At 70.0% G+C, this 12,410-nt stretch carries 11 protein-coding genes and 1 pseudogene; 9 read left to right on the top strand and 3 right to left on the bottom strand.

The window, feature by feature from the left end; genetic code table 11:
- Nucleotides 1-25: 25 nt before the first annotated feature.
- From CU044_RS02110 to CU044_RS02100, 3 genes and pseudogenes are all read right to left on the bottom strand, one after another.
- Nucleotides 26-487: pseudogene (locus CU044_RS02110) on the bottom strand (tyrosine-type recombinase/integrase); the annotation flags it as partial.
- Nucleotides 488-526: 39 nt separating this feature from the next.
- Nucleotides 527-1,480 (bottom strand): FAD-dependent oxidoreductase, encoded by a 954-nt coding sequence (locus CU044_RS02105; RefSeq protein ID WP_129766708.1) that lies wholly within the window; start codon nucleotides 1,478-1,480, stop codon nucleotides 527-529.
- A gap of 10 nt (nucleotides 1,481-1,490) precedes the next feature.
- Entirely contained in the window at nucleotides 1,491-2,936 is a 1,446-nt protein-coding gene (locus CU044_RS02100) for a transcriptional regulator (RefSeq protein WP_129766707.1), read from the bottom strand.
- Between the two features lie 213 nt (nucleotides 2,937-3,149).
- On the opposite strand from CU044_RS02100, the gene CU044_RS02095 reads away from it, so the two are divergent.
- Genes CU044_RS02095 through CU044_RS02055 form a run of 9 tightly spaced genes read left to right on the top strand, consistent with a single transcriptional unit; the run spans nucleotide 3,150 to nucleotide 12,404 of the window.
- Complete coding sequence (locus CU044_RS02095; protein ID WP_240045283.1) at nucleotides 3,150-3,668, top strand: ATP-binding protein; 519 nt, start codon at nucleotides 3,150-3,152, stop codon at nucleotides 3,666-3,668.
- 44 nt (nucleotides 3,669-3,712) lie between these two features.
- Nucleotides 3,713-5,023 carry a glycosyltransferase family 4 protein gene (locus tag CU044_RS02090; protein WP_129766706.1) on the top strand — a complete coding sequence of 437 codons (1,311 nt, stop codon included), beginning with the start codon at nucleotides 3,713-3,715 and terminating at the stop codon, nucleotides 5,021-5,023.
- Nucleotides 5,020-6,018: a D-2-hydroxyacid dehydrogenase gene (locus CU044_RS02085; RefSeq protein ID WP_129766705.1), complete on the top strand. Its 999-nt coding sequence runs from the start codon at nucleotides 5,020-5,022 to the stop codon at nucleotides 6,016-6,018. The genes CU044_RS02090 and CU044_RS02085 overlap by 4 nt, the downstream gene beginning before the upstream one ends.
- A gap of 3 nt (nucleotides 6,019-6,021) precedes the next feature.
- Nucleotides 6,022-7,131: a GTP 3',8-cyclase MoaA gene (locus CU044_RS02080; protein WP_129766704.1), complete on the top strand. Its 1,110-nt coding sequence runs from the start codon at nucleotides 6,022-6,024 to the stop codon at nucleotides 7,129-7,131.
- Complete coding sequence (locus tag CU044_RS02075; RefSeq protein ID WP_129766703.1) at nucleotides 7,131-8,249, top strand: hypothetical protein; 1,119 nt, start codon at nucleotides 7,131-7,133, stop codon at nucleotides 8,247-8,249. The genes CU044_RS02080 and CU044_RS02075 overlap by 1 nt, the downstream gene beginning before the upstream one ends.
- A 16-nt stretch (nucleotides 8,250-8,265) precedes the next feature.
- Entirely contained in the window at nucleotides 8,266-9,063 is a 798-nt protein-coding gene (locus CU044_RS02070; protein WP_129766702.1) for a radical SAM protein, read from the top strand.
- 22 nt (nucleotides 9,064-9,085) lie between these two features.
- Nucleotides 9,086-10,801: a carbamoyltransferase C-terminal domain-containing protein gene (locus tag CU044_RS02065; protein WP_129766701.1), complete on the top strand. Its 1,716-nt coding sequence runs from the start codon at nucleotides 9,086-9,088 to the stop codon at nucleotides 10,799-10,801.
- 5 nt (nucleotides 10,802-10,806) lie between these two features.
- Nucleotides 10,807-11,421 carry an HD domain-containing protein gene (locus CU044_RS02060; RefSeq protein ID WP_129766700.1) on the top strand — a complete coding sequence of 205 codons (615 nt, stop codon included), beginning with the start codon at nucleotides 10,807-10,809 and terminating at the stop codon, nucleotides 11,419-11,421.
- The gene (locus tag CU044_RS02055; protein ID WP_129766699.1) at nucleotides 11,418-12,404 is read left to right on the top strand and encodes a glycosyltransferase; all 987 of its coding nucleotides are present in this window, start codon (nucleotides 11,418-11,420) and stop codon (nucleotides 12,402-12,404) included. The genes CU044_RS02060 and CU044_RS02055 overlap by 4 nt, the downstream gene beginning before the upstream one ends.
- Nucleotides 12,405-12,410 lie beyond the last annotated feature (6 nt).

Raw genomic sequence — 12,410 nt, 5'->3', positions numbered from 1 at the left:
TGCGTGAGCGGAGCGCCGCCGGGACCTATTTCTCCGGCTTCCGGCGCTTGGTCTTCCTCTTGGCCCTGGCCTGGGCGTTCGCCTTGTCCTGCGGCTTGCCTTCACCCTTGCGGTTCTTCTTGGCCTTGGCCTTCTTGGCGGCCTTCGCGGCCTTGCGGGCCGCCTTCTCTGCCTCGGCCTTGCGCTGGAGGGGTACCAACTTGGCGGTGGCCTCGGCGGCGTTCTTGCCGACCTGGGGCAGGACACTCTGGTAAATGTCCCGCGTGATGCGGGTGTCGCTGTGCCCGAGAGTGTCCGACACGATCTTGATGTCGATGTCGGCGGCCAGCATGAGTGTTGCCGCACCGTGGCGCAGGTCGTGCAGCCGGATCGGCGGCAGGCCGGAGGCGGTGACGAGCCGCTCGAAGAGGTCGTTCACCTTGCCGGGGTGCAGCCAGGAGCCGTCCTCCTGAGTGAAGACGTGCCCGGTGCCCACCCAAGCCGATCCCCCCCGCCATGTCTCAGGACAGCGGCGAGGCATCGCGATTCATTTGAGGGAAAGCAACTTCAGAGTCTCCTCCGCGCATCCCCACGAGAGCGTGACACCGGCGCCTCCATGCCCATAGTTGTGCAGGACCACGGTGCCGTCCTCCTGCCGCTCCGCTTCAACACGGACCGTGGCACGGGTCGGCCGGGCACCGATCCGGTGCTCCAGGATGCGGGCCTGGGCGAGGCGGGGTTCGACCTCGGCGCAGCGGGCGAGGATGCCGGCCGCCGCTTTGTCGTCGCGGGCGAGGTCGCCCTCGCCATCGATGGCAGTGCCACCCAGGACGACGGTGTCGCCGTGGGGATAGAAGCACAGCAGGTCCGGCGAGAGGCCGGTGTCCTCGGAGAAGAACTCGGTCAGCCCTGGGTTGGTGACGACGACGTGCTGGCCGCGGATAGGTCGAAGGTCAGGGTCCGGGACCAGAGTCTGGGCGCCTAGGCCAGCGCAGTTGACGATCACGGGAGCAGGGCCGGTGTCCGCGAGCGAGGCCAGGTGCCGCTGCTCCACTGTTCCCCCAGCGGCATCTAGCCGGCGCAGGAGGTAGTCGAGATAGGTGGGCATGTCGATCAGCGGCACGGTGAACCGGTACCCCGCCGTGAACCCGGTCGGCAGTTCGGTCGGCTCGCACGGCCGGAAGCCCGGCAGGGAGGTGGCCCACTCTGGCGGGCCCTCGGCTGTGCGGGACGCCTCGATGCCGCTCGTAAGCCGGACGCCCGTGGCCGGGTTCTCGACAAGCTTGCGGAAGATCTCCAGGGACCGCTGCCCCCACTCGTCGACCTTGTCCTTCGGCTCGACCAGGTAGGGCCCCCACATCGCCCCGGCCGCCAGCGACGTGACGCCCGGCACCTGCTCGGCGATCACACGGACCGAGGCTCCCGCCTCTGCGAGAACGACGGCGGTGGTGAGCCCGGCCACCCCAGCCCCGACAACGACAACGCGCTCCCCTGCGGTCATGATCCTGACCCTAACGGCCAGGCGGCGTCGACGGGGCGTGCTCGGCAAGGGCGTGCTCCAAGACCGGTAGGAAGCTGCGCACGTGGGAGTTGCGCTGTCGGCGGCGCAGGTCTGCGGCGAGCTGGTGGAGCAGGGCCGCGCTGCGGGGCGAGCGCACGACATCGAGGCGGTCGGCAGCGATCTGGCCGATCTCGCAGGCGGCCTCCAGGTCACCGTGGGCGCTATGGCCCAGGGCCAGCCAGGCCCCTTCGAACAGGGCTCTGCGCTGGCTGGGGTCGCCGCGCGGGACGTCGTACGCCCCGGCACGGAGCATGTCCGCCCCCTGGGCGAGGAAGCGCCGCTCCTTCGTGCCGCCGTTCGCCTTCTGCCGGGCACGGCCCATCTGGATGAGGCCGTAACCGGCCTGGCAGTCCAGGTGGTTGTCAGTGAGGAAGTACATCCAGCGGGGCTCCTCCTGTCCGCCGTCCCGGCTGGCGATCAGTTCGCGGGCAGCCCCGCGGGTATGGGCGAAGTCGTTGTCGCGGCCGGCGGCGGCGTACGCGTATGCGAGGCGGGACAGGGCGGATGCCCGGACGGCTGGCGGGGCGGCGTCGCCGGCGCGACGGGCGGCCTCGCCCAAGGCGATGGCGTCTGCGGGGTGGCCCCGGCTCGCCGCCTGGAACGAGAGGTCGCCGAGGATGTGGGCGCACAGAGGCAGGTCGTTGACCTGGTGCGCTGCCCGCAGTGCCGTGGTGAAGTAGCGCTGCGCCAGACCATGGTCGGCTGCGTCGAAGGCCATCCAGCCGGCCAGTTGACCGATCTCCGCGAGAGCACGGATCAGGCGGCTTGCGACGGCGGGAGTGTGGCCGCCTTCGCGAATCAGCAGCCCGACGGCTCGGAATTGGGCTCCCACGTAGGGGAGATGACGTGCCCCTCCGTGCTCGTCGTCGAGTGCGGAAAGCATGGGCAAGTGCTGTTCCACCTGGTCCACGAGCGGATCGGTACCCGGGGGCGACGCAATCCGGGGCGCGTACTGGCCGCGCCCTGCGGTGCCGTCCAGGTACTGGGCGACGATCGCGAGGAGCCCCGCGCCCGAGATCGCGAGGAATCGACGGCGGTCGACGAGTCCTCCCATCACCCAGTCCTCCACGATCGCCTCCATGCCCTGCACGGTCCAGGGCCGTGCGAGATCCGTGTCCGCCGGCACGAGCACCGAGGAGTCGCCCACGCGGCCCTGCCAGAGTTCGGCCACCGAGACGGATCTACCCAGTTCCTGGGAGAGCACGTAAGCCGCCATCATCGGTAACGGCGAGCGCGGCAGGGAGCCGGCGTCCCTCCAGTGGTACGGCGCCGACTCGGCCACCGTCCCCGCTCCGAACACCCTGTTGAGCTTGCGAGCGAGTGCCTTCGGGCTCCACCCGAGTTCATCAAGGCACCCCGCCAGTACGGCGTTGGGTTCCCCTGCCTGCGGTGCCACGTGCGACCACCTCTTGCCCCAGTGGTTCGTCCATCACTTCTCGCGCTTCCCCATGGTGACGCCCTCGGGCGGCTGATTCACCCCCTTCTCAAGGAAGTTGACCGAGTTGACCCGTTGATCGGGTCCTGCGTGACCGCCCTCCTCCGGTGTTCTGGGATCCCGGCGGAAGGCGTCGCTTCGACGCCGACGGAGAAAGAGGAGAGAGGTGGGGCCTTGAGACACCATACGAGCACCTCCCGAGGCGGTCCGGGCAGTGTGCTGGACACCGGGCTTCCGGCCTCCGTCGCTGGACGCAGGAACGGCGACCTCGGCGCCACGACCACGCTGATCACGGATCTGCCGTACGGGCCCAAAGCAGCCGAGGTCGCTCGGGGAGCCATGGCAGTCGCGCTCCACGGCACCGAGGCCGACCTTCTCGATGACGCCCGCCTGATCGGGTCGGAGCTCGCGACGAACGCTTTCGCCTCGGGCAGCCCGCCGCTGGTCCTGGGCGTCGACCGCAGGAGTCCGACCGTCGGCGGTCTGGAGGTCGAGATCACCGTCACCGACGGCGGCTGCTCTCACCGGACTCCAACATTTCCTCCGGCACCTGAGGAGGAGTCCGAGTCGGGACGAGGGCTGGTCATCGTCGAGGCCTTGGCCGACGCCTGGTCGCTGACGACCGGAGCCCACGGCACCCGCGCCTGGTGCCGGCTCACCCGCGGGGACCGCCCTTCGACCGCGAGCACCTGATGCCCACGCCCGCGATAACCCGTCTTCGAAGGAGGCACCACACGGTGCGCATCGACCATGCGACTCCACCAACCACGCCCACGGCCATACCTGAAGCGGTGCGCCGGCCCCGCGTCATCGTCGCCCTTCACGAGGGCTTCTACGGCGCGGAGTCGGGCACCGGTTTCAGCAACCGAGCCTTCCTCACGGCCCTCGTCCGCCTGCTGCCGCCGGGCCGTCTTGCCGTGATCACCCCGCACGTTCCGGAGAGCGCGGGAGCGCACGACCGGCGGTGGACCAGCGAGGTCCAACAGATGCTGCGGCAGGCCAGGGCCGAGGTCGTCACGGTCCCGGAGGTGCAGGCACCGCCGACCTCAAACCACGGCTCCGTGCAACTGTGCGACCTGGCCGGCGAGGCGGCCGTACGCATCGCTGATCGAGCGAGGCGGTGCCTCCTCATCGGCCTCGACATCCCGTTCCTCGGGCTCGCTCCCTACACGGTGCCGACCATGGACCTGCTGCTCGTACCCCGCTCCACGACCGTGCTGACGCGCCCAGAGGACATGTCCCGAGTCCGCTGGGAGCGCGATGCCCTGCGGGCGGCGACCGACCGGGGCGGGCGTATCGGTGCCATCTCCTCCCATATGCGAGGCCACCTCGTCGTCAGCTACGCCGTCCCTCGGACGAGCATCGTGAGCATCCCGAACGGGCTGATCCAGGAGGAGATGGCCAGGCCGGCCAAGACCCCGCCCCTGCCCTTCAAGGCCCGCGCCGGATTCCTTCTCGCCATGGGGCGCGCCGTGCCGACGAAGGGCTTCGACGACCTCCTGGAGGCGCTGCACATCCTGAAGGAGCGCGGGGTCCGCGCTCCTCACCTGCTCCTGGCGGCCGTGACCTCGGACGAGCCCGAACTCCCGACCTCGTACCAGGAGGACCTGGCGGCGCGCATCCATGCGTACGACCTGGACGCGACCTTGATCACGCGTTTCACTCCCGCGATCCGGGCCTGGCTGCACAACCCTGCCCTGCGCGCGGTCGTCGTCCCCTCCCGAGAGGAGCCCTTCGGGCGCATCCCCCTGGAGGCGTTCGCGGCGGGCGCGGGCCCTGTTGTGGCGACCACTGCCGGAGGGCTGGCCCAGACCGTTGTCGAGGGCGAAACCGGCTTCACCGCCACGCCACGGGACGCCAAGTCCCTGGCGTCCGCGCTCCACCGCGCCCTCACTGTCCTGCCCCGAGAACGTGACCGGCTCCGAAGCGCCGGGGCGGCCCTGGTGCGCTCGCGCCACGACTACGAGGCCAGCATCCGCTCCGTCATCGAGCGCATCGCCCCTTGGGCTCTGGTGCCGGCGCCCACCGCGGAGGGCCGAGCGCGATGAACAGGCCGGTGGTGTTGATAAGTCTGGAGTCCCCCCACTCCTTCTGGCGGCTGTCCGCCCAGCACGAACGTGCGCTGTCCGCCGCCTTCCCCGGTGTCGAGTTCCGCGCGGCGACCGAGGAGGCCATGCCGCACCAACTGGCCGAGGCGAACGTCTACTTCGGCTGGAGGTTCGAGCCGTCGTGGCTGTTCGGGGCGCCTCATCTGAGGTGGATCACCTCCCCAGCAGCGGGCACCGACCATCTGCCCGTCGCCGAGGCCCAATCCGTCGGGGTGGCTCTGACCCGCTCGTATGGGTTCCACGGCAAGCCCATGGCCGAGCACGCCATGGGGCTGGTGCTGGGTTTCTCCCGCGGACTGTTCATGAGCCAGCTCGCCCAGCGGAACAAGATCTGGTGGAAGGACGACTTGGCCGAGGAGTTCTTCGACCTGGCTGGGGCGACGATGACCATCGTCGGCTGCGGCAGCATCGGAGAACACCTCGCACGTGTGGCCCGCTCCTTCGGCATGGACGTCATCGGCGTACGGCGGACACCGCCGGTATCCGCCGAGGGCGGGATCACGTGGATGCACACGTCAGCGGTGCACCAGGCGGTGTCCGTCGCCGACGTGGTGGTCGATCTGCTGCCCGCCACCCGGGCCACAGACCGGTTCTTCGACCACGACCTCTTCTCGGCGTTCAAGCCCCGGTCCCTCTTCCTCAACCTCGGCCGCGCCGTGACCGTCGACCAGTCGGCGCTCCTGGCCGCACTCAACGCCGGCCACCTTCGCGGCACCGCTCTTGACGTCTTCGACCCGAAACCGTTGCCGGCCACCCATCCGCTACGGCTCCACCCCCGGGTCGTCCTCACCCCGAAGAGCTCCACGCTGTGCCGCACGTACATGGACGAGGCGGTCGCGTTCTTCGCCGACAACCTGCGCCGATACCTCACCGGCCAGCCGCTCAACGGCCTGGCCGAGACGCCCGCTGCCCGCTCTCCCTACGTAGGAGGCTGACCGATGCCCACCGCACCCCATCGCGACCTGGCCGCCGCTTTCGCCGCGACCGGCCGCAACCACCCCTACCTGGCCTTCACTCTGAACTCGCTCTGCAACCTGGACTGCGTGTTCTGCAAGCCGCGCTGCATGCCGGACTACGGGCACAAGGACCGTCCCCTGACCGCCTCCGACTACGCGGTCATCGCCGCCGAGGCCGGAGCCTGGGAAATCAGGAAGGCGCACTGCTCCGGAGGGGAGCCGACCCTCCGGGCGGACATCCTCGACGTGATCGCCGGCCTCGCCGACGGCCTCGGGCCCGACGCCGCGATCGGCATGACCAGCCACGGCAACCTGCGCCGCGGACTGAGCGTCGAGAAGCTCCACCGCGCCGGTCTGACGTACCTCAACCTCAGCCTGCACAGCCTCGACCCGGCCCGGTCCGCCGAGATCATGGGCGGCGGCGACCCACGCATCACCCGGCGCACCCTCGATACCGCCCTCTCCCTCGGCCTGCGTGTGAAGATCAACTGCGTTCTCCAGCGCACCTACCTGGACGACGCCTTCGCCGTGGCCGAGCTCGCCCGCGACCTGCCCATCGCCGTCCGGTTGATCGAACTTCAGAACATCGGCCCCGCTCAGGCGCTCTTCGAAACCGAGTTCATCAGCGAGGCGGAGGTTCGAGACCGGCTCCACGAGTGGTTCGCGAACGCCGGTGAGGTACGCAGGGACGAGCTCGGTGTCCGCAGCCCCGGGCAGTACCTCCGTCCCGATGGCTGGGCAGGCTCGATCGGATTCATCTCCAACTCAAGCTGCGCCACCTGCTCCGACGCCAACCGCATCAAGATCACGCCCACAGGCGTGGCCCGACCCTGCATCCTCCACAACCGCGACATCCCGCTGAAGCCCCACCTCGCCGACGACACCGTCGGCGACGCCTTCGCGTACCTCTTCCAGGCCATGCTCGACCGCAACACCAACGACGCCTGGCAGGGCTTCCACTACGTCGACTACGACCTGCGCTGGGACCGGATGGAGCGCCCCGAAGGCGCTCGGGTCCTGCCCCTGCTCCCCCTCCTCACCACGGACGCGAACCGGCCCGCTTGCGCCCGCGCCTCCACGGCGGAGCGGTGATGGCGGTGGTTGAAGCGACGCCCCTCTACTTGGGGCTCGGAGCGCTGTACGAGCACGAGCTGGACGCCCACGGCGTCGGGGCGGTGATGCTCACCCACAAGTGGCAGCCGACTGACCTGCTGGCTCCCCACTCCGACATCGACGTACGGGTCCTCATCCCCCAGGCCCCAGCGGACTGGGAGGAGTGGAACCACCGCCTGGCCGCCGCGCACACCGCCGCAGTCGGACGGGAGCTCGCCCATCGGCGTCTCCTGGAGCATCCGCCCGGCTTCGCGTTCACCGTGGCCGAGGCGGACGGACGGCTCGTCACCGCGCCCGAGCTCGCAACCTGGTCGCTGATCAGCGGCAGCGCCCGGGACTTCCAGCGCTGGAAGTCCCGGGCTCAGATGGCGCCGTGGTGCGAGGTCGACGAGCGGTTCTACCGAGGAATCCTCCAGGCCCGGCTGGGCGGCCGGTACCGGCTGGCGGCGGACAGTACGGACAACGTGGTGGAGGACATCGCCGCGTACCAGCGCCACTGCGTGGCCTGGCACTACCTCGCCCCGTGCTGGTTCGCCGCCGCCGCGCTCGCGACACGGACCCGCTGCCCCGGCAAGACGGCCGCCCTAACCCAATGGCGGCCGGACGGCCTGGACGGGTACGCCGAGCTGTTCCTCCGGCACGCCGAAGACCGGCTCGAAGCCCGTCCTCAAAGTCCGCAACAGCTGCTCCGCGCGGCCCACGTCGCCCTGGAGGCGGCCATGCGCCGCGTCCCCGACTCGGACGACCCTGCCGGCCGGGGCGAGGATCACGCTCGTACCGACTGGTCGATGACCGCCGGGATGCTCCGCGTACGCGTCGCCCGCTGGCTGTACTACCTCGATCCGCCGCCCGGCGTGGCGACCGACTACCTGATCCGGCGGGAGGCGAAGGAACTCCGGGCCGCCACGCGAACGCTGACCGCGCTCGCGGCGGACGAAGGCACTTCCGCCCAGCGGCTGGCCGCCCAGATGGCGGCGCTGGTTCCCACCGGACCGACCACCGTCGGCACCCTGCGCGCGACCCTCGCGCGCTGGCACCGGCAGAAGTCCACCGTGCAGGACTTCCTCAGCCACACCCCCGGTGATGTCCACCCCTGACACAAGGAGTCTCGACATGCCCGCGCGTGCGCCCGTGCCCCGCGTCCTGAAGACGGCGAAGATCAAGATCACGACAAAGTGCAACCGGTCCTGCGATTTCTGTATCTTCGCCGACGGCGCGCAGGGCGAGAACATCTCCCTGGAGCTGTTCTCCACCATCCTGGCCAGGCTGGAGACCATCCCGTTCCAGCAACTGCACATCAACGGCGGCGAACCCACCGTGCACCGGGACTTCCCCGCACTCAGCGACGCGGCCCGCACTCGCCTGCCGGACAAGGTCATGGTCCTGGGCACGAACGGCATCACCCTGGCCCGCAACAAGCGGATCATGGAGGCCACCCTCCGCTCGTACGACCAAGTCCTCATCGGCTGCGACGACGAGCACGAGAACTACGACGAGGTCCACGACGTCGTGCCCCGCCTTCGCGAGGCCGGCAAGACCGTGGTCATCAACAGCGTCCTGGAAGGCATCAGTTCCACCCGCCTCGTGCAGCTCGCGAGACTGTGCGACACGTACGGCGCCATCCACGTCACCAACCACGTCCACCACGTCGACGTCGGCCAGCCGGCGAACGAGCTGCGCGGCATCTGCGACCGCTACCTCGACCAGCACCTGATGATCGAGATGGACGGGTCCTGCTACCGCTGCTTCAACGCCATGGCGAAGGACGACAGCGAATTCAGCATCTGGGACGAGGACTTCGCCGCCAAGGTGTTCGCGCCCCGGGCCCACCACTTCCGGTTCTGCCTGCGCTGCCACGAGTACACCGACTCCGGCGCCGCTCTCGTCCCCGTCCCCGCGCTCACCGTCTGACCCGGACCGGAGGTACACGACCATGCCGGCAGTCCTCGGATTGAACTTCCACCACGACACCAGCGCCGCGTTAGTCGTCGATGGCCGCCTCTACGCGGCCGAGGAAGAACGTTGGAGCGGCGTCAAACACAACCACCCCACCCGCAAGGGCACGCTCACCTTCCCGACTCGCGCGCTCCAGTGGTGCCTGGAGGCTGCCAGCCTCGAACCACAGGACATCGATGCCGTCTGGGCCGCCTCCATGCGCCCCAACCCCGCCGCCGGCTGGTGGCTGGCCGAGGAGCGCGACGAACTCGCCACCCTCCTGCCGACCCCGCTCGGCGAACACCTCCGTCTCCTCTCCCACCACACGGCCCACGTGCTCTCCGGCTATCTGCTCTCCGGCCACGAGCACGCGGCGGGCCTCGTCATCGACGCCGGCGGATCCTCCCTCGGCTCCGACTTCGGCCCAGGCCGTGAGCGCATCACGGGGTACGACCTGCGGCCCGATCGCATCGACCGCCTCCACCAGGGGATGCCGACGGTCATCCCTAGCCCGGCCCGGCCCAGGCGCGTCCACTCCTCTCTCGGGCACTTTTACCGGAACCTCGCCCGTCGGGTGATCCCGCCCGGCGACGAGCCCGAGGGCAGCATGATGGCGCTCGCGGCCTTCGGCGATCCCCAGCGCTACGGAGCCCAGGTCCGCGAGCTGGTCCGGCTCGGCGACGACGGCGAGATACGCATCGATCACCCCTGGGGTTCGACTGACAGCAGCACACCGCTGCTGCTCAGTGGCCGGGCCTGGACCGCCGACAACGTCGCGGAGCAGCCTGAACACAAGCGAGCCGACCTGGCCGCCGCCGTCCAGGAGGTCTTCGCCGAGTCCGTCGTCCACATCGCCCGCCACCTGCAACGGCTCACCAGAGCCTCGACGTTGGTGTTCTCGGGCGGCTGCGCCCTGAACTCCCACCTGAACGGCCAACTGGCCGCCGACAGTGGCTTCGACACCCTGTTCGTGGCACCGGCGCCGCACGACGCGGGCACAGCCGTGGGTGCCGCGCTGTACGGCTGGCACTACCAGCTCGGACAGGAGCGCCTTCCGGTGCCGACCGACGCGGCCTGGGGCCCGCATCCGGGCGCGCTGCCGGCGACGACGGTGCCGACCGGCTACCGCGCCCTGACCGGCCTCCGGCCGGCACTGGCGCCCACGGTGGCCGCTCTGCTCGCGGAACACCGCGTCGTCGGCTGGGTGCAGGGACAGCTCGAATTCGGGCCGCGAGCCCTCGGGCATCGCTCGATCCTCGCCCACCCCGGCCACGCCGCCACGCGAGACCGGCTCAACGCGATCAAGAAGCGAGCCACGTACCGGCCCTTCGCCCCGGCCGTTCTCGCCGAGCACGCGGCGGAGTGGTTCATGTCGGCGGGCGACCCCTTCATGAACCGTGTCGCCCGCGTCCGCCGATGCCGAGCGGACCGCATCGCCGCAGTCACCCACCACGACGGCACGGCTCGCGTGCAGTCCGTCGCCGCCGACCATCAGGGCCTGCGCGAACTCCTGGAGCGATTCCACGACCGCACCGGACTGCCACTCCTGCTGAACACCTCCTTCAACCGCAAGGGCACCCCGATCCTGCGGACCTCCGAGCAGGCCGTCGTAGCGGCGGCAGAACTGGGCCTCGACGCCCTCGCGGTCACGGACACCCTGCTCCTCGCCGACCACGTGCCCGACCCCCGTGCCACGACCGTCTGTACGAGGTGAGGCGGATGAATCCCATCGACCTGGACCACGTCCTGACCGTGCTCGGCGCCGCCGCGTGGAGCACGGAGGAGCAATCCCGTGCCCGCGTGGCCGGTGGCCTCGCCCTTGCCGTCTACGACGGCCGCACCCGCGACCAGGGCACCCCGTACCTGAAGCACCCGCTGGCCGTCGTCATGATCCTGAGGACGGAGATCGGCGTCAGCAAACCCGAGTCCCTCCTCCTCGCCCTCCTCCACGACGCCCTGGAGGTGGCCCCCGAATCGGAGGCGCTGCTCGTGCAGCACCTCGGTGGCGCCTTCACCGCGCGTCTGTGTGCGATGACGGCGGACCACCGCCTCGAACAGCGCCCCAAGGCCGTCGGCGACGAGACCCGCTGGCGTTTCAAGCAGGCCGCACTGGCTGCCGAGGACCTCCTCGTCCGGCTCGCCGATCGCCTCCACAACCTGCGCGATCTCGCCGTCTCGCCGAACCACGACCGGCGTCGGCGGTTCCTCCGGAGCCTGGGCGACTTCCACCTCCCGCTCGCCGACGCCGCCCGTGGCCTCAGCCCCCAACTGGAGGCCATGCACTCACTGCTCCACACCGAGTACGTCCGACACCGACAGGAGATACGTCCGTGAAAAGGGTCGTCTACTCGATGGAGCCGGTCGGCCGGACCGGTGGCCGGGTCTACCTGCGAATGCTCCACGAGGCGACGGCCGACGACGTGGAGTGGCGCACGGTCCCGGACCACAAGCGCACCTACAGCGTCCGCCGTTGGCGCAAGCTCCGCCACCTCGCCCGCGTGGCCCCGACCGTCAGAGCGCTGAACGACGCCACCGGCACATTCGTCTGGGACGACCTCAGCCTGCTGCTCTTCACACCCGAGATGCGGGCCCGCACGGTGTTCCTCCTGCACCACTACGAGCCCTTGCAGCATGACTCCGCCCCCATCGAGGCCATGCTCTGGGAACGCCTGTTCCGAGTGCTGCCGCAATGCGCCGCCGTGGTCTGCGTCGCCCCGTACTGGGCGGACTTTCTCCGGGCCCGAGGCATCCTCAACGTACGGGTCATCTACAACGCCTTCGACATGACCGAGGTCGAGCGGGCACGGGGCTTCGACCGAACCGAATGCCGCGCCGAGTTCGGCCTGCCCCCGGACGTGATCGGCGTGTACGCGGGCAAGGCCGTGCACTGGAAGGGCACCGAGGAAGTCTCCGCGGCCCTGACCGACGATCCAGGGCTGTGGGTGATCACCAGCGGCAGCAACACCATCGGCTTCGACGGCGCCCACTACGACGTGGAGCGCGAGCGGTACCTGCGGCTGCTGCGCGCATGCGATGTCGGCGTCTTCCTCCCTCGGATGCGGGAAGGCTGGAGCCGCTGCGCGGCCGAGGCCCTGCTCCTTGGCCTGCCCTGCCTGATACGCCCGGTGGCCGGCCTGGGCAACCTCTCCACGCTGACCGGCCAGCCGGCCCCGGAGCTCGGTCGCCTGTCGGCGCAGGTCCGGGAACGCGCGGCGGCACGCCAGACCGAGACCAAGGCCGCGTACGAGGCCTTGGCCCGGTTCGATCTGAACTACTTCGGCAACGCCTGGGGCGACCTCCTCGCGAAGGTCGCCTGACGTACG

It is taken from the genome of Streptomyces sp. L-9-10 (assembly GCF_004151105.1).
In the GTDB taxonomy this organism is placed as follows: Bacteria; Actinomycetota; Actinomycetes; order Streptomycetales; family Streptomycetaceae; genus Streptomyces.
Note: the sequence above shows the minus strand (reverse complement) of the source record. Positions and strands in the feature narration are given on the sequence as shown.